Origin of the sequence: Kitasatospora sp. NPDC059722 (assembly GCF_042733235.1) — a bacterium.
In the GTDB taxonomy this organism is placed as follows: Bacteria; Actinomycetota; Actinomycetes; order Streptomycetales; family Streptomycetaceae; genus Kitasatospora.
On record NZ_JBHWGD010000017.1, the window covers coordinates 115,981 to 141,464 of the forward strand.

Below are 25,484 nucleotides of genomic sequence, written 5' to 3' on the forward strand. Positions count from 1 at the left end.
AAGCTGCGGGGGCCTCGACGGTAAGGGTGTTACCCGCCGGTTTTCTAGGGGCGTGCATGCCACTTCACCGTTTCGCCACCATGGCTGACGACGCGTCAGTTCGGGAGCGTCGTCTCCGTCAGCAGCAGGGGCACCGGCAGGCGGTCCCCGATCAGCGCCGCCAGACGCCGGGCCTCCGCCTCCGTGAAGCTCCCCGAGATCACCGCCGCACCGCCCGGCACCGCGGAGGCGACGGCCGGATGCGACACCACCGCGCCGTCCAGCACGATCGCGAACTGATTGGCGGGCGACGGCTGCGCCGCGAGCCGGCCCGTCACGTCCGCGAACGCCTGCGCCCCGACGGCGTCGAACGTCAGGTCGATCTGCCAGCCGGCCCCGTTCTGCGTGTCCTCGACCGCCTTCACCGCCGACACGTCCGTGCCGTCCACCGCCACCGGCCCCAGTGCGAACCCGTACCAGATCCCGTTCTCCGCGGCGTACCCGCACGCCACGGCCGGCTTGCCGGAGGCCGACTGGCGGTCCGTCCGCTGCGCCGCGTCCGAACAGTTCGGCACCTGGAGCGTCGTGGTGGGGTCGGCCGACACCGCCCCCTGCGCCGACGCGCCGTTCGGCAGGGACGGCGCGAGCGCCAGGACCGGACGGAACCCGAGGTGCCCCTGCTGCGCGAGCGCCGCGAACTGCTCGCGCGTCGCCCCGGCGGCCGACAGCGACACCGCCGCACCCCTGACCTCCACCTTCGGCGCGGCCAGCCCCATCGCCTGCGCCCGGCGCTGCAACTGGTCGGCGACCTGCCGCACTTCGGCGGGGGAGGGGGAGCCCTGCAGCGTGTACGTGGCCTCCGGCGTCAGGCCGCTGCTAGCTCCCGGTGTCGCCGTCGTTGCGGGGGCCGTCGGCCCGGCCGTCCCGCCGCCCGCCCCCGTGCAGCCGCCGAGCAGCACCGCACACGCCGCCGCCACCAGGACCCCCACGCCACCACGCGTCGCACTCATGCCGCACAGTGTCGACCCAACAACCCTGTGCACCAGCCGATTTGACCCTTCTGTGACAGACCTGTCGCTCTTTGGCCGGGTTCGTTCACCACCGCCCCGAGGTACATTCGGGCGAAAGGTGCCGGACACCGGCACGGGCGGGGGAGTCGGAAGGCCGGGGCAGTGCTGATCGTGCTCGTTCTGTTCGTCGCGGGCGTCGGCCTGCTGCTGCTCGGCGTCCACAAGCTGCACGCCGCCGTGCCCACCTGCTACGGCAAACCCATGTCGCCCGGCGACATCTGCGAGCCCCACACCACCGGCTCGTTCTCCGAGGGCATGCCCGGACCCCAGACCTCCACCTACCGCGAGCAGCTGGACAACCTCACCAGCGGCGGCTGGACGGCGATCGTCATCGGCGCGGTCCTGCTCGCGCTCGCCGTCGTGCTCGCGATCTCCTTCACCGCCTCCACCCTCCGCGAGCGCGGCGACTGACTCCTCGGCCGCCGCGGGTGCGCGCAACGCTGCCCGGCCTGCGCGCACCCCGTCCCCCGTCGGCGGCTCAGCCCTCTTCCCACCACACGCTCGGCGGGTTGGTGGCCTTCTGCAGCCCGTCGCCGCTGTTGCAGCGCGCGAACGAGAAGTCGCCCCGCTTCACCCACGGCCCCTCGACGCTGTACGGCACGCCCGCGTGCACGCAGCCGATGACCACGTGGGACACGTCGTACCCGGGACACATCGTCGACCCGCTGTTCCCGGTCCACTGCCGGTAGCACGGCGGCATGGCGTCCGCCGTCCCCGCGCCGACGAACTGCACCCCCGCCACACCGACGAGCATCAGCCCGGCCGACACCACCCCGGCGACCCTGCTGCGCACACCCATCCCGATCCCCATCCCCATTCCCGGACGCCTCCGCTGAAAGAGCTGAAATGAACGGACTGGGGAACACGATGCATCCTGGCTGATAGCCCGTCAATGCCGCCGACGCTCCTGGCATATACCCGTTCCAGTCTCGCGCGGCGGTTAGGGGAAGGCCGGCCTCGTCAGTGCACCTGTGAGGCCACGAAACCGTTCAAGTCCGTGAGCGCCGCGGAGAGTTGGCCCGCGCTCAGCTTCTGCCCCAGCACGCTGCCGGCGAGGAAGTAGCCGAGGGTCGCCTGGCAGGTGCTCGCCGCTCCCGGCCCGGGCACCGCGCAGCCGACCGACTGCGCCGTCCCGCCGGTGCCCGCGAGGGTGACCAGGGCGAACACCTGCCCCGGCGGCGTCCCGGCCGGCGCCTGCCCGCTCGCGGCGAGGTTCGGCTCCCGCGTGCCCGCCGGGACGGACACCGCCGCCGCGTACAGGTTCGGGTCCCCGGTGCGCACGGCGTGCACGACGTCGGCGGCCTGGCGCGGCGGCGCCAGGCACTGCCCGCCCCGCGCGGCCTGCGGGACGAACGGACAGGCCAGGTCGACGTCGGTCTGCACGCCGCCGCTGTCGAACACGGCCTGCACGAGCCCGGAGTACGAGGCGCCGAGCGGATCGGCCGCGTGCGGGCCCGGGTGGACGTACACCTGCTCGCCGCCGTCCGCGGCGAAGAACACGACGTCGCACGTCCAGCCGCCCGGCGCGACCACGTACTGCGCGTCACCGGGGTAGCGGGCGCCGAACACCGCCGCGCCCGGCGGCAGGTTCACCCCGTCCGGGAGCGTGACCTGCGCCGCGAGCGCCTTGAGCGGCGGCAGTCCGGGCCCGGTCGACTCGTCCGGACACGCCTGCACCGTCACCGTCCGTGGCCCGTCACTCCCGGCCGCCACCGCCGGCGCGGCCCCGCAGACGGCGGCCGCCAACCCCGCCGCCGCCATGACGACCCCCGCTCGCGAACCGATCGTGCGACGCATGCGCGCACCTCCCTGGGCGTGCGGGGCAAGCCATACCGCCAGGCTAGATCCGCCCGCGCGGCGGCGCTCGGCGGCTACGCTCCGTCACTCCGGGAGCGCCGGAGCGGGAAAGTTGGGATGAGACCTAAAGCTGTCATTTAGGGTTACTGTTCGTCACTCCGCGTTGGGCCGAAGCGTGCGACGGGGGAGTTCTGACCAGCCGGAATATCCGCTTGCACCGCCGCCGCCCGCCCTCGTAAGGTCTGGCCGCAGCGACGACGTGTAGCTCAGCGAGACAGAGCACCAGGCTTCGGTCCTGGAGGGCGCGGGGGCAGGGCCCGCCACGTCGGCCATGGACAGAAACGCTGAGCAGCAGCCGTCAGGGGCCGCCACCACGGCCGCCGTCTCCACCGACTACGCCCACGGGCAGCTGGCCCGCGCCTTCGTCACCGCCGTCGCCCACCCCGACCCGGCCACCCGCGCCCGCGCCGAGCAGTGCGCGGCCGGCTGGCGCGAGGTGCTGGCCGGCCTGCGGGCGGGCACCCTCGCCATCGGATCGCGCACCCCCGCCGCCGACCTGCCCGCCTGGGTCACCCCCGAGGTCCTGCACGGCGGCTTCGCCACCGGCCGCGCCCGCGCCGAAGGCCCCCTCCAGCCCCACGAGACCGACGCCTGCCGCCGCGCCGGCATCCCCGAAGGCCGCGCCGAACTCTTCGCGCACTGCCTCACCGAGCCCGGACTCGCCCACCTCTGGCACCTGCTCGACACCGGCCGCTACCGCATCACCGTGCCCGAGGAGGCCGCGCTGCTCACCGTGGCCTGGCTGGTCCGTGCGGGCGAGCAGCGGGCCGCGCTCGACCTCGTCGACGTCCTGCGGCCCTTCGCCGCCCGCCTGCGCTTCACCCCGCAGCCCGGTGACGCCCCGTCGGCCGCGCCGGACGCCGTCCACCGCCGCACCGCCGGCGAGGCCTCGGCCGCCCTCGCCCGCCGCACCCCCAACCGCGCGGTGGAGGCCCAGCGCGAGGCCCTCACCGTCTGGGCGCCCTTCGCCGACGACCTGCTCACCCACTGGCTGGCCGCCGGCGGCAGCCCGGTGCCGGACGGCCAGACCCCCGACGGCCAGACCCCCGACGGGCCGTGGCACCGCCGCGGCGCAGAACTCCTCCTGCGCTACCGCACCCTCGCCGCCGCCCACCCCCTGTGCGGCAAGCACCGCAACCCCCGCGAGAACCTCGCCGTCCTGCGCATCGCACTCGAACTGACCGTCACCGGCCGGCAGTTGGACCCCCGCACCCGCGGCCGGCTGCGCCACGCCGTCGACGCGATGGTGCGCCGCCGCGGCCTTCCCGGCTCCGCCGAGCACACCATCCTGCGCCGCGCCCAGGCCCGCCAGGCCGCCCAGCCCTCCCACCACGCCGTCGCCCGGCTGCTCATCGCCCGCCTCGCCGACCACCCCCGGCACGACGGCCTGGCCGACCCCCAGGCCCTCCTTGCCCCGGTCACCGAGGCCGAGAGCACCGCTCTTCCGGCCGGCACCACGGTCCCGCCCGCCCTCCACAAGCCCGTCCTCGCCGCCACCAGCGCCCCCGTCGAAACCCTCATCGCCCGCGGCCTGGTGCCCTCCGCCGAAGTCCTCGCCGAACTCGCGCCCCAGCTCGCCGCCGTCACCGAGGCCTCCGCCCACCCCGACCCGGCCCTGCGCGCCCTCACCGCCGCCGGCCACAAGGCGTTCGCGGGCCGCCGCTCCCTGCTCCTGCTCCACTACGCCCGCCAGGTCCGCGCCGACGAACTGCCCTGGAACGCGGCCGTGCGCCCGCACCGCACCACCGACGCCATCACCCGCGACGCCCACCTCGCCACGCTGCACCGCCTCGGCGCCCTGGCCGTCGCGACGTTCCCCGGCACGCTCCTGCCCAACCCGCTGGTCGGCGAACTGTCCGTGCTCGCCCGCGAGTCCGGCATCGACCTGCCCTTCGTGGAGGAACTGGCCGCCGACATCTTCATGGGCGGCTTTAGCCCCAAGTTCCTCCAGGCCGCCCGCATCGCCGCCGAACTCCTCGAAGGATCCCTCTACGAGAGGTACTTCGGCATCGACTACGCCTCCGTCTACGCGATGGACGACACCTGGCAGTTCTCCGCCCTGTGCACCCGTCGGGCCGGGCGCACCGGCGCGCCCTGGTCGGTGACGGGCAACGGCGCCGTCATCGAACAGGCCCAGATCCTCACCACCCACAACCTCGCCACCCTCGCCGGGCCCGGCGCCCTCACCCCGCCCGAGGGCTGGGACGTCCTCGCCGAACGCGCCTTCACCACCGCCTGCGGCTTCGCCTCCCGCGGCCTCACCACCTGCACCGCCCGCCGCAGCACCGCCTTCGCGTGGCGCCAGATGCTCTTCCACCTCTCCCTGTGCCCGCCCCGCACCCGCGCGGCCGCCCTGGACGCCCTCACCGCCCGCCCCCACCCCGCAGCCCTCGCCGACGCCGTCGCCGACCTCACCCACCTCGCCCTCGGCGCACCACCCGTACACACCCCGCTCCTGGGCTGGACCTCCGGCGAGCGGTCCGGGGCCTGACGCCCGACCAGCCACGCGGCCCTACGCCCCTACCACCCCGGCCGCCCACGCGGGCAGGCCCGGCGAAATCCACGCGGCGCGCGCCAGGCGCCTGTTACGGTCCGCTGCCATGGCAGTCGACGCGGCGGACGAGTACACCCGGAATGTCGAGGCGCTGGCCCGGCGCTTCGACGTCGGCTGCCTGGTGGCGCTGCTGCCCCGCGCCCACCGGGCCGCCGCGCTCGCCGAACTCGTCGACGCCGACCCCGACTTCTTCTTCCTCGGCCACGACCACCCGCCCACCGTGACCGACAGCGCTGTCACCGACGCCACCCCGGCCGTGCGCCGCGCCCTGGCCCGCACCGTCCGCAACCCGCAGGCCCAGCAACGCCTGGCCGACCTCGACGACGCCGGCATCGACGCGCGCCTGGCCGACAATCCGTCCCTGACCTACCCGGTCGAATGCCGGCTGCGGCTGCGCCGCCCCGCCGTCGTCGCCGCCGGCAGCGGCTACCGCCCGGAGCACCACCGCGCCGCCCTGACCTCCCGCGACCCCGACCTCGCCGCCGCCGCCCTGACCGACCGCCGCACCTACCGCTGGGGCGACCCGATCCCGCCCACCGTCTGGGCCGACGCCTGGCGCACCGTGCGCCTGGCCGGCGGCCCCGGCCGGGTCCGGCAGGTCCTGGCCGCCCTGCCGCCCGGCGCCGACCTCGACGAGGCGACCCGCCGGATCGCCGAAGCCTGCGCCCAACCCGACCCCGAACCCTTCCTCACCAGCGCCGAGGACCGCCTCACCGGCACCGGCGCCCTGCTGCGCCGCCTGCGCGGGATCCGAGCCGCGCCCGACGCCCCCCGCGGCCGGGCGATCCTCGCCGAGCCCTACCGGGTGGACTGGGCGCTGGTCGCGTCGGCCGGCCTGTCCCGCCGTCTGCCGCGCCTGGCGGCGCGGCTGCTCGCCCGACGCCCCGACTGCCCGCCCGACGTCGCCCGCGTCCTGCTCACCGGCCGCCCCGCCCCGCGACACCTGCCCGCTCCCGGGCCCGCAGCTCCCGGGCCCGCCGTTCCCGGGCCCGCAGCTCCCGGGCCCGCCGTTCCCGGGCCCGCAGCTCCCGGGCCCGCCGTTCCCGGGCCCGCCGTTCCCGCACCCCGCGCGGACGGACCGCCGCCGTCCGCGTACCACCGCCGCCCGCCCGTCCTCGGCCCCCTCGACGCTGCGGACCCGCTCGCCGTCCTGGCCGCCACCCCGATCGGCAAGGACGGCCTGGACATCCACCACGTGTGGTCCGCGATCGAACTCGGCCGGATCACCGCCCGGCAGGCCGTCGACCACGCCCGTCCGGCCTACGCCGTCGCCTGCCACGCCGGCCAGGCCTCCGCCTTCCACGCCGGCGCCCGGGAACCCGGCGGCGGCCGCGCCGCCCTGCACACCGCAGCCCTCGCCCACCTCGCCGAACACCTCGCCGCCCACCCGCCGGCACCGGGCCTGTGGCGCGAGGTCGACGCCCTGATGCGCCCCTTCCCCGGCCCCCTCCCCGCCCTCCTGGCCGCCGCCGCGACCCGCGCCCGCACCGTGCCCCCGGCCGCGCGCTTCCGTCCGCGCCCCTGGTTGACGCCCCGGCCGCCGGGGGAGGCATAGCGGGACATCAACGCGCGCACGGACGGCAGGAGGCCGGGATGGACCCCGACATAGCGGCGATGACCAGGGCCGTGGGCGAGGCCAGGACACAGATCAGGGAGAACGCCCTGCCCCGCGCCCGCACGCGCCGCGCCGACGTCCCCCGGCCGGACGAGGCGGCCCTGCTCGGCGCACTCGCCGACCTGCTCGACACCGCGCGGGAACTGGCCGAGACCATCGGCCCCCGGATGACCACCCCCGACGCCCGCGCGTCCTACGGCTGGGCCGGGCGGCGCCTGCGCGAACAGGCCGAGAACCTGCGGGCCGACGAACGCAAACTCGCCGCCGACGCCGCGGACACGCAGGCCCCCACCGCCGCCGGCTGACCCGGACCCGGGCAAACCACCAGTCGCCCTTTCGGGTGCCGAGGGGTTGGACGGCGCCCGGCGGTGGCAGAACGCCGGGCATGACCATCCACACCGCGTCCCCGCGCCCCCGCCGCCGCCCCTACCAGCGCCCGGCCTGCTGCCGGACCTGGCACACCGAGCACCGCCTGCCCGACGGCACCCCCGTGCGCACGACCTGGCACCAGCCCGCCTGCCAGGCCCGGCCCGCCCGGTGACGGGCCGCCGGCCCGAACCCTTCCGCCCCGGCGCCACGAGTCCAGGGCGTGTCCTTCGGGCCCGCCTGGGCACCGGACCGTGACTGGCCGCTGCCCGAACTACCGCTCGCCGCCCGCGGCTTCGGGCAGGATGCGGACGGCTGAGGCGATCAGCGCCACCAGGTTCGGCGTCCAGCAGTCCGCCTCCTTGGTCGCGACCTCCGCGCCGCAGCCCGCACAGACGAGGTTCGGCCCGTCCAGGCCGTCGGGACCGCAACACCCGTTGCGCCGCCCGCTGTCGGGGTGCCGGCGGGTGCCCGGCACGTCGTCGGGGTGCACGACGAACACCGCCCCGTCCCGCCCGGCCGAGAACGTGCCCCGCGCCATCCGCGGCCTGCCGATCCGGTGCCGGGCCGCCCGCTGCCCGCCATCGGCGGCCGGCCGGGCCTCGCGGAGCGCGCCGGTCAGCGGGTTGTCGCAGGTCACACAGGCGAAGACGGTCACCGGCCCCATTGTGCCCGGCCCCCTCGCGGGCCCTGTCACAGGCCCGTGCGACGATCCGGAGCATGATCGCCCCGCTGGAATCCCTCCTGCCCGCCACCACCGCCGACGCGTACGCCTCGACCACGTACGCCGACTGGGCCGCCGCCCACGACCCCGGCGCGGCCGCTGCCACGCGCGAGGCGGTCGAGGAGATGAACGGCCAGTTCAACCGGTACTGGGAGAAGCCCGGCGGATTCGTCGACCTGATGGCACGACGGGCCCGGCGGCTGCCGCCCGCACACCTGCCGTGGTTCTGGGACACCGTCGGCCACCACCTGCTGCGCAACGGCATCCGCGCCGCCGCCCGCGCCTACGTCGCCGCCCGCGCGGCCGAGTCCGCCCACGGCTTGCCCGTCGACCCCGGCTACCGGCGGGCCAACGCCCTGCTGTTCGCCCGGTGCGGCGCCCTGCCCGCCAAGGAACTCGCCGCCCACCAGCGCTTCCTCGCCGAAACGCTGGACCCGTCCGCCGCCCACACCGCCCTCGACGAGCTGCTCACCGCCTGGGCCGCCTCGCCCGCCGAGCTGCCCGCCGACCTGGTCCGCCGCGCCCGCGCCTCCGCCAAGGCCGCCGGACACGGCGACGGCGAGGCCGCCCGGATGGCCGGCGCGATCCTCGCCACCGCACGGGACAAGGCCCTCCCGGCCGCCCTGCTCAACGACGCCGCGCCGCTCCTGAACGCCCATCCGCCCACCGGCGCGCACCTCGCCGCCCTCGTGGAGCTCTTCCCGTCCGGCACCACCGACGGCGGCGCCTGGCTGCGGCTGCTGATCGCCTGCGGCGCGGAGCGGGCGATGGCCGAGGGCCGGGTCGTCCCAGAAGGCGGCCTGCACCGCTGGCTCGGGCACTTCGCCCACATGTACCAGTACGCGCGCCAGTCCGGCGGCGGCGTCGCCCGCCAGCAGCTCCCCTCCGAACTCCTCGACACGGTGGGCCGGTTCGGGCCCCGCCTGCGGGTCGGCGGCAGCGCCGTGACGCTCCACACCACCCGCTACCACTGGCAGGGCCTGGACGCCGACCTCCTCGACGCCTGCCTCGCCGCCCGGGTGCCCGTCACCGACCCCGGCCCCGAGACGCGCCTGCGCTTCTGGGGCGAGGACTCCCGCCGCGACCTCGCCGCCCTCGCCGCCGACCCCGTCTTCGGCCCCCGCCTGGAAGGCACCGTCCACGCCGGCCTGCTCCCGCACCACGGGTCCGCCCGCCGCCGCGCCGGCACCGCGATCACCCTGCTGCCGGGCAACGAGGGCATCGCCCAGGAGGTCGCCGCCCGCGTCGCCCGCCTCCTCGACACCGTCGCCGGCGGCGGCATGGCCGGAGCCGAGGAGGCCGTCACCGAACTGGAGACCGTCCTCGACCGCCCCACCGTCACCGCCCTCGCCGGCCTCACCGACGCCCTCGCCGAGGCCGGCACCGCCGGCGCCCTGCGGCGCTCCCTGGCCGCCGGACTGCCGGAGGAACTGGCCTGGCCCGCCCTGGAGTCGGTCCGCGCCGAATTCGAGGCGCAAGCGGACGGGGCCGACGGCTCGACCGGCATCGAGGGCATCACCTGCACCTGGCCCGTCCTGACCGTCTTCGACCGCGAACGCGCCGTCGCCGTCGACCCCGACGGCATCCGCGCCACCTGCCGCTTCACCGTCCCCGACGACGCCACCCTCTTCGCCGCCCACTACGCCGGCGGCTCCTTCCTCATCAGCTGGACCCTCAAGCCCAGCCCCTACCACTGCGACACCGCCGTCTGGGCCGACCGCCCCGACACCCCCTTCACGCCGGGCGAAGTCCGCGGCCTCGTCCCCTACGGCGGCAGCCTGGACGGCGCCTACGGCTTCCAGTTCGAGACCGCCGACGGCACCGGACGCCACAGCGGCGGACACGTGCTGCGCCCCGGCGACACCCACGGCATCGACGGCGACGAACTCCAGCTCGGCGACGGCACGCGGATCTGGACCAACGCCGTCTTCGGCGACCGCCCCTGGCGCCCCGTCGACCCCGCCACCGGCGAACCCCGCGACGAGACGCCCCTGCCCGCCTTCCCCGGCCGCCCCGCCGACCCCGCCCGGCCCGCCGAAACCGGCATGACCGTCTCCCACGAGGACCTCCAGCTCGCCCCGCTGCCCGACACCCTCACCACCTCCCCGCTCGGCAGCCGCGACGGACTCGTCGGCACCCGCGTCCTGTACCGCACCCGCCACCGCGACCACGCCCCCGACCACTTCCTCCTCGAAAGCGTCGACGGCCGCACCGCCCGCTTCGACATCGACCGCCCCGGCCAGACCCCCTGGGGCCTGTGGGCACCCCCGGAAGGCGCCGCCGAGGACGTCGTCCTCGCCGAGTCCCAGACCCGCACCGGCGTCCGCGCCTACACCCCCGACGGCACCCTGCTGTGGGAACAGGACGGCCACGACACGCCCCGCCGCTCCCGCGGCACCCCCACCCGGGCCGTCACCGTCTGCGGCGGCAGCGCCCTGCCGCCCGCCTACTGGTACCTGCTGCGCACCCGCGACCGGGCCGCCTCCCGCGCCCTGCGCGCCGTCACCCGCCCCGCCGCCGACGCCCTGCTCGCCGCCGCCCTCGGCGGCCCCGGCGCGCTGCGCGCCGCCGTCGCCCGCGAACTGCCCGCCGTCACCGACCCGGTGCTGGTCGAGGCGGTCGCCGCGGTCACCCTGCGGGCCGCCCGGGTGGAGGAGCGCCGCCTCGCCCTGCACCGGCGGGTCGCGATCCTCGCCGAGACCCCGCCCGTCCTGCCGCGCCGCTCCGCGCCCGACACCGAGCTGATGCCCGCCCTGTTCGGGCTGCTCCCGGAGGGCCCCGGGCGGGCCGACGGCCCGCCCACACCCCTGCCCGCCACCCTGGGCGCGCTCGCCGCCGACGGCGCCCACCTCGCGGGCGCCATCGGCGAGGAGGTCCGCCGCCTCTCGCCGCCCGCGCCCCCGCACGAGTGGCCGCAGCTGCTGGGCGCGATCGACGCCGCCGCCTGGCGGGCCGTGATCGCCCCCACGCCCGGGGCCGAACGCGCAGCCCTGCTGGCCCTGTTGGACACCTGGGCCGACCAGCCGTTCGCCCGCGCGGGCAGCCACTGGCGGACGGGGCGCACGGACACCGCGACCCTGGCCCGCCTGCGCGCGGACGGCCTCGCGGTGGCGTCGGCGCGCGTACGGGCGCAGGGGACGTCGCAGCACTGGTTCGTCACCGGCGCCGACTCGGCGCTCGCGCAGCCCGTCCCCACCGCCCGGCTCGTGCGCATCGACCGCGACGACGCCGCCCGCCTGCGCGCCCTCGTCGCCGCCGTCGAGACGGCAGGGCCGCTCGCGCTGTCCGAGGCGGCGGTCGCGCGCTTCGCCGAACTCGCCGGAGTGCGGCGGCCGCTGGCGCGTCTGGTGCTCGCCGGCCTGCCCGCCCGCCCCGGCCGGGACGACCATCGCGCCCTCGTCACCAAAGCCCCGTACAAGGCCACCCCGATGACCGCCGACACCTACGGCAAGCTGTGCTGGCGCCTGGGCGACGAGGGCCGCCGGGCCGTCCTGGCCGCGGCCCTGCCCGAGGACCCGGCCGACCTGTGGCGCCCCGGCGGCGTCGAGGCGGCCGCGGAGCGGATGGCCGCCGCGTGGTGCGAGCGCCTCGGCGCCCTGCCCGCCGTCGACGACGAGGCCGCCGACGCGCTGGAGAGCGACCTGGGCCTGTCCGAGGTCTGGGCCCGCCGCCTGACCGGCGGCTACACGGCCGCTGCCGACACGGCGGTGGAGGCGGCCGGCTGGGAGCTCGCGGCCGCCCCGTACGGGAGCGGCGTGGAGGTGCGGGCCGTCCCGCCGGGCGGCCCCGCCCTGCCCTACGGCACCCCGGTGGGCCTCGACCTGCGGCAGGCCGCGAGCGCCCTCGTGTGGGCGTGGACGGACCGCCCGGTCGGCGATCCGGCGGTGGCCGGCGCGTTCCACCTGTACGAGCGCCTGCGTGCCGAACTCGACCGCCCGGAGCTGCTGTTGGCGATGGGCCGGGCCGCGGTCAAGGACACCCCCGAAGGCCTGGCACGCCGCTTCGGCCCCGAGCGCCTGCCGGTGGCCGAAGGCCGCCGCAAGGACACCGACGCCCCCCTGCCCGTCGCCTACGATTTCGGCCCGCTCGTCGTCAGCGCGCCCAGCGGCCAGGCCTTCCTGCGCCCGGCCGCGCTCAGCGACCCGCAGGCCCGCCGGACCGTACGAGAAATCCCGGAACTGGCAGCCGAGTTGAACGTCCTCATGCCCTACCTGCCCGGCGGCGGCCTGGAGCGCATGATGCACCGGGCCCGCACCACCCCCGTCCCGGCGGGCGCCTACGAAGCCGACCCGCGGCACTCCTGCCCCGACCTCGTCGCCCACGCCGCCCGCCACCTCGACGTCGGCCCCGACGCGGCCGCCCTCTACCTCCAGCTCACCACGCTGGCCGCCCCCACCGACCGCAACGTCCGCCGCTGGAACGCCTGGACGGCCAAACAGCACGCCGCCGCACGCACCGAACTCCTGGCCACCGGCACCGTCACCGAAGCCAAACGCCCCCGCGCCGGCCGCACCCTCTTCCTCCCCGGCGAGTGGACCGACCTCAAGTCCCCCCACCTCCCCCTGGAAACCCCGAAGCTCGCCACCCACACCGTCCGCCCCCTGTGGGGCAACGAAATCCACGCCCCCTTCCCCCGCATCCAACCCCCGCTCCCACTGCACGAGTTGTTCACCACGACGTGGACCGCCATCCACGGCGCCCCCGCCGGCAGCGCCCCGTGAGCGGCCAGGGCCCGGCGGGAGCCCTCGGCCGCCTCGGCGACCTCATGGGCGACCCGGGCCGCCCGCCCGTCGAGGTGCGCTGGGAGCGGGCCGTCGAGCGGCTCGGCGTCCAGCTCCCCTCGGACTTCCGCGCGTTCGTGGAGCGCTACGGCCGCGTCCGATACCACGACGACCTCGTGGTGGTGGCGCCCTCCCTCCGACCGGGTGTCCCGGAGTCGGAGCGGTTCGACGGCCTTTACGTGTTCAACCGGGACATCAGCGAGATGCTCGAAGAGTGCTACGGGTGGGAGCCCGAGGCCGAGCGTCCGTACGAGCCGTTCTTCCCGGGAAGGCGCGGCCTTCTCGCGTGGGCCAACAACACCAATTGCGACTACTTCTGCTGGGACACAACGGCCGACGACCCCGATCAATGGCCGGTCGTGGTCTGGCGGTTCAGCTTCAGTGAGTTCGACCGCTTCGACGGCGGCATGGCCGACTTCCTCGCCGCCGTCCTGACCGGCGAGTTCCCGGACGCCGAAGAACTGATCGACCGGACCATGGACCCCGAGATGTGGAAGTCCGTGTCACCCCGCGCGACTCCTGAGGACGGACCCGATGCGCACTGACCTGGAGGACCTCGTACGCCTGGCCGGGTGGACGCCCCTCCAGGGGCCGCCCCGCGTGGGCTGGGACGCGGCGCAGCGGGCGGCCGGTATCGAGCTTCCGTCGGACTACCGGGAGTTCGTCGACGTCTTCGGATCGGGGGAGTTCCGGGGCGATCTCGGCGTCCTCGACCCGCTGCCGGGCCCCGGAGGACCGGCCGGGGACGACGGGGTCCGCCGCATGCTCCGGCGGACCACGGAGGACGTCGGTCCTCGGTTCCGGGCCATGCGGGAGGACTCGTTCGACCTGTGTCCGTACCCGGTCTACCCCGAGCCCGGCGGCCTGCTGCTCTGGGGCGGAAACTACAACGGCGACCACTGCTTCTGGCTGACGGCGGACGACGACCCGGACCGATGGCCCGTCGTACTCTGGGACAGGGGCCGCTTCCCGGACGCCTGGAGCCGGTACGACATGGGGATGGCCGAGTTCCTCCTGCTGGTGCTCGCCGGCGAAACCCCGGGCCTGGCCGACCTGGCGTACCGGAAGCCGGGTGTGCCGGTCTGGGTTCCGGACACCGGCCGGACCGGGGCGGGACGCTGATGCGGCGGACCAGTGAAGGACAGGACGTCCTGGATCCCCGACCTCGCGCGGCGTCGGTCAGCCGTCACCTGGGATGTTGTGTGGACGAACTCACCGCCGAACTCACCGCCGCCGGCGTCGTACCGTTGTGAAGCGGACCGGGGTGCCCGGGGCGGCCTGGGCGGCGGCGGGTAGGGCGGCGGCGGGGACGACGCCGATGACGGGGTAGCCGCCGGTGGTGGGGTGGTCGGCGAGGAAGACCACCGGGCGGCCGTCCGGCGGGACCTGGACGGCGCCCAGGACCATGCCCTCGCTGGGGAGTTCGCCTTCACGGGCGCGCTCCAGCGGCGGGCCGTCCACGCGCAGGCCGATCCGGTTGCTGGTGGGGGAGACGCGGTAGCCGGAACCGGTGAGGACGGCCAGGGAGCGCTCGGTGAACCAGTCGTCGCGCGGGCCGATCAGCACCGGCAGGAGCAGCGGGTCGGGCGCGGCGGGGGAGGCGACCACGTCCGCCCCAGCCGCCGGGCCGCACGGCGTGCCGAGCGCCAGCTCGTCCCCGACGGCCAGGGGCGCGGGGCCCAGCCCCGACAGCAGGTCGGTGGAGCGGCTGCCGAGCACGGGGGTGACGGCCAGTCCGCCCGCGAACGCCACGTAGCTGCGCACGCCGGACGTGGCCGCGCCGACCTCCAGCAGCGCCCCGGCGGGCACCCGCACCGGCGCGGCCCACGCGGCGGGCCGTCCGTCGACGCGGACGGCGCACGGCGCTCCGGTGACGGCCACCGTCACGGCGCGCCGGGCGCGCACCGCGCAGCCGAGCACGGTCGTCTCCAGCGTGGCGGCCGTGGCGGGGTTGCCGACCAGGCGGTTGGCGAGGCGGTGGGCCGGCTGGTCGAGGGCGCCGGAGCGGGGCACGCCCAGGTGCGCGTGGCCGGGGCGGCCGAGGTCCTGGACGGTCGTCAGCAGGCCGGTGCTCACAACGGTTACGGTCATGCTTCCTCGATGACGAAGCGGACCCGGGTGCCCGGGCTGAACAGGGCGGCGCGCTCGCGGGAGGGGTCCCACAGCACGGCGTCGGTGTGCCCGATCAGCTGCCAGCCGCCGGGGGAGGGACGCGGGTAGGCGCCGGTGTACGGTCCGGCGAGGGCGATCGAGCCGGCCGGGACGGCGGGGCGCGGGACGGCCCGGCGCGGTACCCGGTAGCGCTCGGGCAGGCCGGTGAGGTAGCCGAAGCCGGGGGCGAAGCCGCTGAAGGCGACGCGGAACTCGGTCGCGGAGTGGATGCGCGCGACCTCGTCCTCGGCGACGCCCCACAGCGCGGCGACCTCGGTGAGGTCCGCGCCGTCGTAGCGCACCGGGACGGTCACCGTCTCGTCGGACGTCGCCCGCAGCGGCGGCACGTGCCAGCCGGTGAGTTCGGCGGCCAGGGCGTCGGGGTCGGCGACGCCGTCGAGCAGGACGGTCCGTTCGGCGGGCACGACCTCGGCGACGGGCGGGAGCACGGACGCGGCGCGCCGGCGCTGGAGTTCGGCGTGGAAGGCGGCGGTCTCCTCGGCGCCGTCGAGCTCGACCAGCAGCGCGTCCTGGCCGACCCGCAGGACTCGTGTGCTCACGCGAACGCCTCCACCCGGACTCCGGCCGCCCGCAGGGCCGTTCGGACCCGGCGGGCGAGGTCCGCGGCGCCGGGGGTGTCGCCGTGCACGCACAGGGAGCGGGCCCGCAGCCGGACGCGTTCGCCGGTGCGCGCGGTGACCTCGCCGTCGCGGGCGATGGCGACCGAGCGGCGGACGACGGCGTCCGCCTCGTGCACGACGGCGCCGGGTTCGCGGCGCGGGACGAGCGTGCCGTGCGGGGTGTAGGCGCGGTCGGCGAACGCCTCGGCGACCACCGGCAGTTCGGCCCGCCCGGCGGCCTCGTGCAGTCGCGAACCGGGCAGGCCGAGGACGGGAAGGCCCGGCGCGGCCAGGTGCACGCCCCGGACCACCGCCTGCGCCTGCTCCTCGTCGTGCACCGTCCGGTTGTACAGCGCGCCGTGCGGTTTGACGTACGCGACACGCGCCCCGGCCGCCTGCGCGAACACCTGCAATGCCCCGATCTGGTAGGCGACTTCGTTCGCCAGTTCGTCCGGCGGCACGTCCATCGCGCGGCGCCCGAAGCCGGCGAGGTCGCGGTAGGAGACCTGCGCGCCGATCCGCACGCCCCGCTCGGCGGCCAGCGCGCACACCCGCCGCATGGTGGACGGGTCCCCGGCGTGGAAGCCGCAGGCGACGTTGGCGCTGGTGACCACCGACAGCAGCGCCTCGTCGTCGGTGAGGGTCCAGCGCCCGAAGCCCTCGCCGAGGTCGGCGTTGAGGTCGATCACCGTCGAACGCCCGGCGTGGAGGTCGATCACCGTCGAACGCCCGGCGTTGAGGTCGATCACCGTCGGATCGGGCGGCGGCGTCACCTCACGCCCCCCGTCATCGCCCGGATGATCACCGCGCGCGCGTCGTTCAGGTACCGGGTCAGCTCGACCTCGGCGTCGTCGATCTCGCCCGACTCCAGCAGCCCGGTGAGCGTCTGGTTGCGCCGCAGGAACGGCGCGTGCAGCTCGCGCGCCGAGGGGACGGCGGCGAAGGCCAGGCGCAGCTCGGCGACCAGGCGCGCCATGCACTCGTCGATCCGCTCGCTGCCGGCGAGCCCGGCGACGGCCAGGTGGAAGTGCAGGTCGGCGGTGCCGACGGTGACCCAGTCGCCGAGCGCCTCGGCGCCCTCGGCCCGGGCGAGCGCGGCCCGCACCGCGGCCAGGCGCTCGGGCGCGGCGCTGTGCAGGGCGCGCACGCCGGCCGTCTCCAGGGCCAGGCGCAGCGTGTAGATGTCGGCGACGTCGGCCGGGTTGAGGATCCGGACGAACACGCCGCGGTTCAGCTCGTGTACGACCAGCCGCTGGTCGGCCAGCAGCCGGAACGCCTCGCGCAGCGTGTTGCGCGAGACGGCGAGCGCGTCGCCGAGGGCCTCCTCCGACAGTCGGGTGCCGGGGGCGAGCCGGCCCTCGGTGATGTGGTCGCGCAGCACGTCGGCCACCCGCTGGGCGGCGCTGGCGCGTTCGATCCGGCTCCGGTCGGCCGCGAGTGCGTCGAAAACCCCGGTCACGTTCCACCTCCTGAACTCTTGTCGGATTGTTCCACAATCCCCTAGCCTCTCGGCAACCCCCGAACGGTCGCGGCCCACCCAGCCGGGACCTCCTCCGCCCGCGGCGCCCCAGACGGCCACCCACAAGGGCGGAGGCCCCTCTGAAAGGCGGTCAGGAACATGATCGTTCTGATCGGCATCCTCGTCGTGGTGGCCGGGTTCGCCACCCGGCGAAATCCGCTCCTCGTCGTCGGCGCCGCCGGCGTCGTCACCGGACTCCTGGGCGGGATGAGCCCGATGAAGGTCCTGGAGGCCTTCGGCACGGGCTTCGCCTCCAGCCGCTCGGTGACCCTCTTCGCCGTCACCCTGCCCGTGATCGGCCTCCTGGAGCGCCACGGCCTGCAGGAACAGGCCCGCACCCTGATGAACAAGCTCGCCAGGGTCAGCGCCGGACGCCTGCTCACCGTCTACCTGGTGGTGCGCCAGCTCGCCGCCGCCCTCGGCCTCACCGGCCTCGGCGGACCCGCCCAGGCCGTGCGCCCGATGATCGCGCCGATGGCCGAGGCCGCCGCCGAGCGCCGCCACGGCACCCTGACCGAACGGGCCCGCGAACGCCTGCGCTCCTTCGCCGCCAGCGCCGACACCGTCGGCCTGTTCTTCGGCGAGGACTGCTTCCTCGCCGTCGGCTCGATCCTCCTGATCACCGGCTTCGTCAACGCGACCTACCACACCGACCTGGAACCGGTGCAGCTCGCCCTGTGGGCCATCCCCACCGCGGTCTGCGCCACCCTCGTCCACGGCGCCCGCCTGCTGCGCCTGGACGCCACCCTCGCCCGGGACGTCCAGGGCGCTCCCGCGGCCGACGAAGCAGCCGCCACCCGCGTCGAGGAGAAGACGAAGTGATCAAGGTCGAGTGGCTGTACTGGCTGGTCGGGGCCGTCTTCCTCGCGATGGCCGCGCAGATGGCGGTGGACCGCACCAACCCCAAGCGCCACGGCAGCGCCGCCTTCTGGGGCCTGCTCGGCGCGAGCTTCGTCTACGGCAGCTGGGTCGCCGACAAGAGCGCGCCCGCGGCCCCGCTGGGCGCCGCCGTCCTGGCGATGATCTGCCTGGCCGGTTTCGGCCTCACCGGACGCGGCACCTCCACGGCCGCCGCCCCCGAGCAGCGGGCCGCCTCCGCCGCGCGCCTGGGCAGCAAGCTGTTCGTCCCCGCCCTCGCCCTGCCACTGGTCGCACTCGCCTGCGGCACGCTCCTCAAGGGCGTGCACCTGGGCGGGAGTCCACTGCTCCAGACCGGCAGCGAGACGCTCCTCGGCCTCGGCATCGGCTCCCTCGTCGCGCTCGGCATCGCGCTGCTGCTCACCCGCGAGCGCAACCCCGTCGTCGCCCTGCACTCCGGGCGCGGGCTGCTGGAGGCGATGGGCTGGTCGCTGCTGCTGCCCCAGCTCCTGGCCGTGCTGGGCTCGATCTTCCAGGGCGCCGGCGTCGGCGCCCAGGTCGGCAGGATCACCACCCACTTCCTGCCGGACGGCAGCAAGTACGCGGCGGTGGCGCTCTACTGCCTGGGCATGGCCCTGTTCACGATCATCATGGGCAACGCGTTCGCCGCCTTCCCGGTGATGACCGCCGCGATCGGCTGGCCGATCCTCATCACCCAGCTGCACGGCCACCCGGGCGTCGTCCTGGCCGTGGGCATGCTGGCCGGCTTCTGCGGCACGCTCGTGACCCCGATGGCGGCCAACTTCAACCTCGTCCCGGCGGCGCTGCTCGAACTCAAGGACCAGTACGGGCCGATCAAGGCCCAGATCCCCACCGCGGGCGCGCTGCTGGTGTGCAACATCGCCATCATGTCGCTCTTCGCGTTCTGACCTGATCCCTTCTCGGAAAGGCCCGCCCATGACCAGGGTCCTGCTCACCGGCTTCGAACCGTTCGACGGCGCCGACGTCAACCCGTCCTGGGAGGTCGCCCGCCTCGTCACCGCCGACCCGCCCGAGGGGCTGCTGGTCACCGCCGTCCGCCTGAGCTGCGTCTTCGGGCGGGCGGCCGAGGAACTGAGCGCCGCGGTGCGGGAGTGCGCCCCGGACCTGGTGGTCTGCCTGGGCCAGGCGGCGGGCCGGCCGGACGTCACCGTCGAGCGCGTCGCCGTCAACGTCGACGACGCCCGCATCCCCGACAACGCGGGCGCCCGGCCCGTCGACGCGCCCGTCGTCCCCGGCGGCCCCGCCGCCTACTTCGCGACGCTGCCGGTCAAGGCCTGCGTGGCCGCCGTCCGGGCGGCGGGCCTGCCCGCCTCCCTCTCGCACACCGCCGGGACGTTCGTCTGCAACCACGTCTTCTACGCGCTGATGCACCTGCTCGCCACCGAACGCCCCGGCGTGCGCGGCGGGTTCGTCCACATACCCGCCCTGCCCGAGCAGGTCCTCGACCGCGCCCAGCCCTCCCTGCCGGCCGACGCCGTCGCCCACGCGCTGCGCGCCCTGCTCACCGCCGCGGCCACCACCTCCGCCGATCTGCGCGTCCCGGAGGGGGCCACCCACTGAAAGCTCCCGTGTGGTGACGGACCTGACGATCCGTCACCACATCACCCGCGGCCCCGGTCAGACCTGGTAGCGCTCCGGCGCGAGCAGGTGCAGGTGTTCGCCGACCCACTCCGACGTGCGGCGCAGCCCCTCGTCCAGGCCCACCAGCGGCTCCCAGCCCGCCAGTTCGCGCGCCTTGCGGTTGTCGGACAGCAGCCGCTCGACCTCGCTGCCGCCCGGGCGCAGCCGGCTGGGGTCGACGACGATCTCGGCGTCCCGGCCGGAGGCGACGATCAGCGCCTTGGCCAGGTCGCCGATCGACACCTCGCTGCCGGTGCCGAGGTTGACGACCTCGCCCAGCGCGCGGTCGGCGCGGGCGACGGCCAGGAAGCCCTCGGCGGTGTCGGTCGCGTAGGTGAAGTCGCGGGTCGGGGTGGTCGAGCCGAGCCTGATCTCCCGCGCGCCGGAGTGGAGCTGGGCCAGCACGGTGGGGATCACCGCACGCGCCGACTGGCGCGGGCCGTAGGTGTTGAACGGGCGCACCACCGCGACCGGCAGCTCGAAGGCGTGCCAGTAGGACAGCGCCATCATGTCCGCGCCGATCTTCGAGGCCGAGTACGGGGACTGCGGCTGCAGCGGGTGCCGCTCGTCGATCGGCGCGGTGATCGCCGTCCCGTACACCTCGCTGGTGGAGGTGTGCACCAGGCGGGCGCCGTGGCGCAGGCAGGCCGCGGCGACGTTCTGCGTGCCGACCACGTTGGTCTGCACGTACGCCTCGGGGGCCTGGTAGCTGTACGGGATGCCGATCAGCGCCGCGAGGTGGAAGACCGTGTCGCAGCCGGCGACCGCGTCCAGGACCCGGTTGGCGTCCCGCACGTCGCCCGCGACCATCTCCACCGCGCCGTCGGGGCCGGCCAGGTAGCGGGCGAGGTAGCCGCGCTCGGCGTACGGCTTGTAGTGCACCAGGGCCCGCACCCGGGCGCCGCGCTCGACCAGCAGGTCGACCAGAGTGCTGCCGATGAAGCCCTCGGCGCCGGTGACCAGGACGGTCCGCCCGCTCCAGTCCTGCTGCACGGTGTCGTTGAGGTTGGTCATGACTGTCCTCCAGAAGTCGGTTCGGGTGTTTCAGAGCCCGTACGGGGCAGAGGCGGGCGCCGGCGCCCGCCCGATCACGCGCAGCACCTTCGCCGCGAGCAGGTCCGCGGCGACCGCGTGATCACCCGGATCGGCCGCCGCCGCCATCGCCGCGAGCCGCCGCGGATCCGCGAGCAGCGGATCCACCAGCTCCGCCAGGCGCTCGCCGGTGCACTCCCCGTCCGCCAGCAGCAGACCGGCGCCCGCGTCCGAGAGCACCCGCGCGTTGTGCGTCTGGTGGTCGTGCGGCGCGTGCGGATAGGGCACCAGGACGGCCGGCATCCGCACGCTCGACAACTCGGCGACCGTCGCCGCGCCGGCCCGGCACACCATGAGGTCGGCCGCCGCGTACGCCAGGTCCATCCGGTCCAGGTAGGCGACCGCGTGCGCCACCGGGTTGCCCGCCAGCGCCGCCCGCACCTCGGGGAGCGCGGCCGGACCGGTCTTGACCAGCAGCCGCCGGTCGGTGCGGTGACGCCAGCGCCCGGCCAGCTCGACGGCCGCCGCGGTCAGCCGCGCCGCCCCCAGACTGCCGCCGTTGAGCACCAGCAGCCCCGCGCCCTCCGGCACGCCGAAGTGCCGCCGCGCCTCGGCCCGCAGCGCCGCCCGCTCCAGCCGGGCCACCGCCCCCACCAGCGGCATCCCGACCGTCTGCACCTCCCGCCCGGCCGGCAGGTGCTCCCGCGTGCGGTCGAAGGCGAGCGCCACGTGCGGGGTGAGCCGGGCGGCGAACCGGTTGGCCCGCCCGGGCACCGCGTTCGACTCGTGCACCACGCTCGGCAGCCCCGCCATCCGCGCGCCCACGATCACCGGCGCACTCGGATACCCGCCCATCCCCACCGCCACCTGCGCACCCTGCTCCCGCAGGATCTCCCGGCACCGCCGGCCCGAGCGCAGCAGCGCCGCCGGCAACAGGTAGCGGCGCGCGCCCAGCGAAGCGTCGAACGGGATCATGTCGACCGTGTGCAACCGGTGGCCCGCCTGCGGGATCAGCGTCGTCTCCAGACCGCGCTCGGTGCCCACGAAGGAGATCACCGCCCGCGGATCGGCCCGCCGCAGCGCCTCCGCCAGCGCCAGCCCCGGATAGATGTGCCCACCCGTGCCACCCGCCCCGATCACCACCGACAGCGGCGGGAGCTCCTCGGCGGTCTCGTGTTCTGTCGTCGTCCACATGCCGACGAGCCTGCTCAGGCCGTCTAAGAGACTTCTCAGAGAGCATTTGAGAGGCTGACCCACATGATCAACGGGCAAGCCAACGGGCAAAGAGTGCTGGTCGTGGACGACGACCCCGAGGTGCGCGCCGCCGTCGAGGACGGCCTCGCCATCGAGGGCTACCAGGTGCGCGGCGCCGCCGACGGCCTCGCCGCCCTCACCGAGGTCGCCTCCTGGCAACCCGACGCCATGGTCCTCGACCTCCTCATGCCCGTCCTCGACGGCCTCGCCGTCTGCCGCCGCCTGCGCGCCCTCGGCGACCGCATCCCCATCCTCGTGCTCACCGCCCGCGACTCCGTCAGCGAACGCGTCGACGGCCTCGACGCCGGCGCCGACGACTACCTCGTCAAACCCTTCGCCCTCGACGAACTCGCCGCCCGCCTGCGCGCCCTGCTGCGCCGCAGCGCCACCGCCCCCGACGAGGAACCCGGCCTGCGCTTCGCCGACCTGGAGGTCGACCCGCACACCCGCACCGGCACCCGGGCCGGCCGCCCGGTGGAGTTCTCCCGCACCGAATTCGCCCTCCTCGACGTCCTGCTGCGCCACCCCGGCCAGGTCCTCCCACGCGAGGTGATCATGGAACGGGTGTGGGGCGCCGACTTCGGCCCCGACTCCAACTCCCTCGCCGTGTACGTCGGTTACCTGCGCCGCAAACTGGAAGCCGGCGGCGAACCACGCCTGGTGCACACCGTGCACGGCGTCGGCTACCGCCTCGGCACCCCCGACACCCCGGACCGGGCGACATGAGGGCGGCACACGCCCGCTGGCGACGCCGGCGCCCACTGCGCACCCGGCTCGCACTCGCCTGCACCGCCGCCGTCGCCGTCGTCGCCCTCGGCATCAGCGCCGCCGCGTTCAGCGTCGTGCGCTACGAACTCAACCACCAGCTCGACCAGCACCTCACCCAACAGGCCACCCTCGTCCAGCAGCAGCACCGCGACCAAGGCCCCCAGGTCGTCTACGGCGAATGCAACTACCTCGCCGCCCCCGCCTGCGCCCAGATCGTCCCCGCCGACCCCACCAAGACGGCGAACGAGCCCTACCTACTGCCCGTCACCCCGGCCACCCGCCAGGTCGCCGCCCGCCAACGCCCCGGCTACTTCACCGACCTCACCATCGGCGGCCACCCCGCCCGCATGCTCACCACCCCGATGACCGCGGCACCACCCGGCACCCGCCAGGCCGTCCAGGTCGCCCTGCGCTCCGACAGCGTCGAGGAAGGCGTCCGGCAGGCCGGCGCCCTGATGGCCGCCGTCGCCGCGGGCGGCGTCCTGCTCGCCGCCCTCCTCGGCCTCACCGTCGCCCGCACCTCCCTCGCCCCCGTCACCCGCCTCACCCGCACCGCCGAACGCATCGCCGCCACCCGCGACGCCGGCCTGCGCATCGACCTGCCACCCGGACGCCGCGAGGACGAACTGACCAGACTCGCCGACAGCTTCAACACCATGCTCGGCGAACTCGAACAGTCCGTCGCCGCCCAGCGCCGCCTCGTCGCCGACGCCTCCCACGAACTGCGCACCCCGCTCACCGCGCTGCGTACAAACGCCGAACTCCTCTCCCGTGCAGACCGCCTGACGGACAGTCAGCGAGAGCGGGCGGCATCCGCGCTGCGCCGCCAACTGCGCGAGGTGACCGGCATGGTCAACGACCTCATCGAACTCGCCCGCGACGAGGAACCCCAGCCGCTGCTCGAACAGGTCGCCCTCGCCCCGCTCGTCGAACACTGCGTCGACACCGCCCGCGGCCACTGGCCGGCCGTCGCCTTCACCCTGGACACCCTGGACGCCCGGGATGCCCTCGACGCCTCCGCGGCCGAACGCACCGTCGCGGGCGTCCCGGCCCGCCTCGCCCGGCTGCTCTCCAACCTGCTCGACAACGCGGCCAAGTTCAGCCCGCCCGGCGGCACCGTCGAAGTCCGCCTCACCCGGCTGGAGCTCACCGTCCGCGACCACGGCCCCGGCATCGCCCCCGAGGACCTCCCGTACGTCTTCGACCGCTTCTACCGCGCCTCCGCCGCCCGCGCCCTCCCCGGCTCCGGTTTGGGCCTGGCCATGGCCCGCCAGATCGCCCAGGCCCACGGTGCCACCCTCACCGCCGAAGCCGCCGAGGGCGGCGGCGCCCTGTTCCGCCTGCGCCTGCCGACCTGAGCGGGGCGGCGATGCCGGCCGAACCCGGGAGGCTCGCGGCTCCGGTTCGCGCTCGGCCGGCCCGGCGAGTCCGCCCCGCCGCGCACAGTTCTGCCCGGCCCGCACCGACGCCCCGGCGCGGGGGAGCGGGCCGGTACGGGGGAACGGGACCGTCATACGGTGAGCAGGGTCACGTCCCCACGGGCTCGCCGGTCGGGCCCGGCCCGGCGCCGCACCGGATTCTGCTCGCCGCGGCCCCTCTGCGGGCAGGCCGGGCGCCGGGGCACCCGGCAGCGGCACGGGTCCGTCGACCGGCCCCGGCCCGGGCTACGGCACCTTGCCCGGCTGCTGGTGCCCCAGCGGGGCCGTCTGCGGCCCGGCCTGCGGTCTCCCGCGTGTCCTCGCCGTGGCACATCGGCCGGGCAGGGTGCTCGGGCGGTCACGATGGCGCGTGCCCCGGCGCTTCCCCGTCGTGGCGCGTCAGCCGGTCGGTCGGGCAGGGCGCTCGGGTCGGCTCCGGCCCGTGTCGGCGCCGCAGTGTCTCGCCGGCTGCGGGTGCCCCGACGGGACGATTCGCGGCCCGGGCCCGACCCGAGGAGCCCCGGCGCTTCCCCGCCATGGTCAGCCCGCGGTCTGCGACGGCCGGTCCGGGATCCACAGCGGCGCCGGGCCGTGGTGGGGCGTGTGACGTGCTCCGCAGTCGTGCGCTCGGGGCTTGGCCGGTACCTCGGCGTCCTCGCCGCAGCCACCTGCCGAGCCCCCTCAGCCGGTCGGCCCCCGGCGGACCCGGCGGCCTGCCCGGGTGCCCCGCAGGGGTGTGTGCGGGCCCCTCGCCCGCCCTCTCAGCCCGCGGTCTGCGACGGCCGGCCCGGGACCCACAGGGGTGCCGGGCCGTCGTGGGGCACGGTGCGGTCGGCGAGGTCCTCCAGCCACCGGCCGGCGCGGGCCGGGTCGCCGTCGCCCAGTTCGACCAGGGCGGTGGCGGCGATCCGGGCGCAGGACAGCAGCAGGGCCAGGGTGTCCTGGCGGCGGTGCCGCTCGCGGACGTAGGCCTCGCAGCGTTCGGTGATGTGCCGGCCGTGGGCGTCGCGGTCCTCCGGGTCCTCGGCGGTGATCGCCTGGACGCCGTGCCACACCAGGACGAGCGCGGCGGGCTCGCTGGGGTGGGCGGTGTCCGCCCAGTGCGCCCGTTCGCGGGCCTCGGCCGACCACAGGCCCAGCCACTCCAGCGCCGCGGGCCCGTCGTCCCGCCCGGCGCGCCCGGCCCAGCCCGAGCCCCCGCCGGGGGGGGGGCGACCAGCCCCCCCCCCCCCGAGCGCCCCCCCCCGGGGGCCGGC

At 75.9% G+C, this 25,484-nt stretch carries 23 protein-coding genes, 1 tRNA gene and 1 pseudogene; 14 read left to right on the forward strand and 11 right to left on the reverse strand.

Annotation, left to right across the window (positions count from 1 at the left end):
* Positions 1–95: 95 nt before the first annotated feature.
* Positions 96–989, reverse strand: a complete 894-nt coding sequence (locus tag ACFV4F_RS14310; protein WP_380502394.1) for a hypothetical protein — start codon at positions 987–989, stop codon at positions 96–98.
* Between the two features lie 162 nt (positions 990–1,151).
* Here ACFV4F_RS14310 and ACFV4F_RS14315 point away from each other — a divergent pair, with 162 nt between their 5' ends.
* Complete coding sequence (locus tag ACFV4F_RS14315; RefSeq protein WP_380443336.1) at positions 1,152–1,460, forward strand: hypothetical protein; 309 nt, start codon at positions 1,152–1,154, stop codon at positions 1,458–1,460.
* A 67-nt stretch (positions 1,461–1,527) separates the two neighbouring features.
* Here ACFV4F_RS14315 and ACFV4F_RS14320 read toward each other — a convergent pair whose 3' ends face one another.
* Entirely contained in the window at positions 1,528–1,842 is a 315-nt protein-coding gene (locus ACFV4F_RS14320) for a hypothetical protein (RefSeq protein WP_380443338.1), read from the reverse strand.
* A 167-nt stretch (positions 1,843–2,009) separates the two neighbouring features.
* On the reverse strand, positions 2,010–2,846 hold the full coding sequence (locus ACFV4F_RS14325) for a hypothetical protein (RefSeq protein WP_380502396.1): 837 nt from the start codon (positions 2,844–2,846) through the stop codon (positions 2,010–2,012).
* Positions 2,847–3,101: 255 nt separating this feature from the next.
* Between ACFV4F_RS14325 and ACFV4F_RS14330 the strand changes: the two genes are divergently transcribed.
* The 5 genes from ACFV4F_RS14330 to ACFV4F_RS14350 all read left to right on the forward strand — a co-directional run bounded on the left by ACFV4F_RS14330 (position 3,102) and on the right by ACFV4F_RS14350 (position 7,616).
* Positions 3,102–3,178 (forward strand) — tRNA-Arg (locus tag ACFV4F_RS14330).
* On the forward strand, positions 3,178–5,397 hold the full coding sequence (locus ACFV4F_RS14335) for a hypothetical protein (protein ID WP_380502399.1): 2,220 nt from the start codon (positions 3,178–3,180) through the stop codon (positions 5,395–5,397). Before ACFV4F_RS14330 ends, ACFV4F_RS14335 begins: the two co-directional genes overlap by 1 nt.
* Before the next feature lie 109 nt (positions 5,398–5,506).
* On the forward strand, positions 5,507–7,015 hold the full coding sequence (locus ACFV4F_RS14340) for a hypothetical protein (protein ID WP_380502402.1): 1,509 nt from the start codon (positions 5,507–5,509) through the stop codon (positions 7,013–7,015).
* A gap of 38 nt (positions 7,016–7,053) precedes the next feature.
* Positions 7,054–7,380, forward strand: a complete 327-nt coding sequence (locus ACFV4F_RS14345; RefSeq protein WP_380496813.1) for a hypothetical protein — start codon at positions 7,054–7,056, stop codon at positions 7,378–7,380.
* Positions 7,381–7,460: 80 nt separating this feature from the next.
* Positions 7,461–7,616 carry a hypothetical protein gene (locus ACFV4F_RS14350; RefSeq protein WP_380443348.1) on the forward strand — a complete coding sequence of 52 codons (156 nt, stop codon included), beginning with the start codon at positions 7,461–7,463 and terminating at the stop codon, positions 7,614–7,616.
* 99 nt (positions 7,617–7,715) lie between these two features.
* On the opposite strand, the gene ACFV4F_RS14355 is transcribed toward ACFV4F_RS14350, so the two are convergent.
* Positions 7,716–8,099: a hypothetical protein gene (locus tag ACFV4F_RS14355; RefSeq protein ID WP_380443350.1), complete on the reverse strand. Its 384-nt coding sequence runs from the start codon at positions 8,097–8,099 to the stop codon at positions 7,716–7,718.
* 62 nt (positions 8,100–8,161) lie between these two features.
* On the opposite strand from ACFV4F_RS14355, the gene ACFV4F_RS14360 reads away from it, so the two are divergent.
* From ACFV4F_RS14360 to ACFV4F_RS14370, 3 genes are read left to right on the forward strand one after another with little or no spacing between them, the layout of a single operon-like run.
* The gene (locus ACFV4F_RS14360; RefSeq protein ID WP_380502405.1) at positions 8,162–12,886 is read left to right on the forward strand and encodes a hypothetical protein; all 4,725 of its coding nucleotides are present in this window, start codon (positions 8,162–8,164) and stop codon (positions 12,884–12,886) included.
* Positions 12,883–13,491, forward strand: a complete 609-nt coding sequence (locus ACFV4F_RS14365) for an SMI1/KNR4 family protein (RefSeq protein ID WP_380502407.1) — start codon at positions 12,883–12,885, stop codon at positions 13,489–13,491. Before ACFV4F_RS14360 ends, ACFV4F_RS14365 begins: the two co-directional genes overlap by 4 nt.
* Positions 13,481–14,068 carry a hypothetical protein gene (locus ACFV4F_RS14370; protein ID WP_380502410.1) on the forward strand — a complete coding sequence of 196 codons (588 nt, stop codon included), beginning with the start codon at positions 13,481–13,483 and terminating at the stop codon, positions 14,066–14,068. Before ACFV4F_RS14365 ends, ACFV4F_RS14370 begins: the two co-directional genes overlap by 11 nt.
* A gap of 102 nt (positions 14,069–14,170) precedes the next feature.
* Here the strand turns inward: ACFV4F_RS14370 and ACFV4F_RS14375 are convergent, their stop codons facing one another.
* Genes ACFV4F_RS14375 through ACFV4F_RS14390 form a run of 4 tightly spaced genes read right to left on the reverse strand, consistent with a single transcriptional unit; the run spans position 14,171 to position 17,176 of the window.
* A complete protein-coding gene (locus ACFV4F_RS14375; protein WP_380502412.1) occupies positions 14,171–15,037 on the reverse strand; it encodes a biotin-dependent carboxyltransferase family protein in 867 nt (288 codons plus the stop codon).
* A complete protein-coding gene (locus ACFV4F_RS14380; RefSeq protein ID WP_380502415.1) occupies positions 15,034–15,657 on the reverse strand; it encodes an allophanate hydrolase subunit 1 in 624 nt (207 codons plus the stop codon). Before ACFV4F_RS14380 ends, ACFV4F_RS14375 begins: the two co-directional genes overlap by 4 nt.
* Positions 15,654–16,433 (reverse strand): LamB/YcsF family protein, encoded by a 780-nt coding sequence (locus tag ACFV4F_RS14385; protein ID WP_380496859.1) that lies wholly within the window; start codon positions 16,431–16,433, stop codon positions 15,654–15,656. Before ACFV4F_RS14385 ends, ACFV4F_RS14380 begins: the two co-directional genes overlap by 4 nt.
* 53 nt (positions 16,434–16,486) lie before the next feature.
* Positions 16,487–17,176 carry a GntR family transcriptional regulator gene (locus ACFV4F_RS14390; protein WP_380443358.1) on the reverse strand — a complete coding sequence of 230 codons (690 nt, stop codon included), beginning with the start codon at positions 17,174–17,176 and terminating at the stop codon, positions 16,487–16,489.
* 159 nt (positions 17,177–17,335) lie between these two features.
* Between ACFV4F_RS14390 and ACFV4F_RS14395 the strand changes: the two genes are divergently transcribed.
* From ACFV4F_RS14395 to pcp, 3 genes are read left to right on the forward strand one after another with little or no spacing between them, the layout of a single operon-like run.
* On the forward strand, positions 17,336–18,058 hold the full coding sequence (locus ACFV4F_RS14395; protein WP_380502418.1) for a DUF969 domain-containing protein: 723 nt from the start codon (positions 17,336–17,338) through the stop codon (positions 18,056–18,058).
* Complete coding sequence (locus ACFV4F_RS14400; protein WP_380502421.1) at positions 18,055–19,023, forward strand: DUF979 domain-containing protein; 969 nt, start codon at positions 18,055–18,057, stop codon at positions 19,021–19,023. Before ACFV4F_RS14395 ends, ACFV4F_RS14400 begins: the two co-directional genes overlap by 4 nt.
* A 28-nt stretch (positions 19,024–19,051) precedes the next feature.
* Positions 19,052–19,696 (forward strand): pyroglutamyl-peptidase I, encoded by a 645-nt coding sequence (gene pcp / locus ACFV4F_RS14405; protein WP_380502423.1) that lies wholly within the window; start codon positions 19,052–19,054, stop codon positions 19,694–19,696.
* Positions 19,697–19,753: 57 nt separating this feature from the next.
* On the opposite strand, the gene ACFV4F_RS14410 is transcribed toward pcp, so the two are convergent.
* Together ACFV4F_RS14410 and ACFV4F_RS14415 are read right to left on the reverse strand one after the other, a co-directional pair.
* Positions 19,754–20,770, reverse strand: a complete 1,017-nt coding sequence (locus ACFV4F_RS14410; protein WP_380502426.1) for an SDR family NAD(P)-dependent oxidoreductase — start codon at positions 20,768–20,770, stop codon at positions 19,754–19,756.
* A gap of 30 nt (positions 20,771–20,800) precedes the next feature.
* Positions 20,801–21,982, reverse strand: coding sequence for a glycosyltransferase (locus tag ACFV4F_RS14415; RefSeq protein WP_380502429.1), 1,182 nt, complete (start codon positions 21,980–21,982; stop codon positions 20,801–20,803).
* Between the two features lie 63 nt (positions 21,983–22,045).
* On the opposite strand from ACFV4F_RS14415, the gene ACFV4F_RS14420 reads away from it, so the two are divergent.
* On the forward strand, positions 22,046–22,768 hold the full coding sequence (locus ACFV4F_RS14420) for a response regulator transcription factor (RefSeq protein WP_380502432.1): 723 nt from the start codon (positions 22,046–22,048) through the stop codon (positions 22,766–22,768).
* On the forward strand, positions 22,765–24,168 hold the full coding sequence (locus ACFV4F_RS14425; RefSeq protein ID WP_380502435.1) for an ATP-binding protein: 1,404 nt from the start codon (positions 22,765–22,767) through the stop codon (positions 24,166–24,168). Before ACFV4F_RS14420 ends, ACFV4F_RS14425 begins: the two co-directional genes overlap by 4 nt.
* 821 nt (positions 24,169–24,989) lie before the next feature.
* Here the strand turns inward: ACFV4F_RS14425 and ACFV4F_RS14430 are convergent.
* Positions 24,990–25,484: pseudogene (locus ACFV4F_RS14430) on the reverse strand (hypothetical protein); the annotation flags it as partial.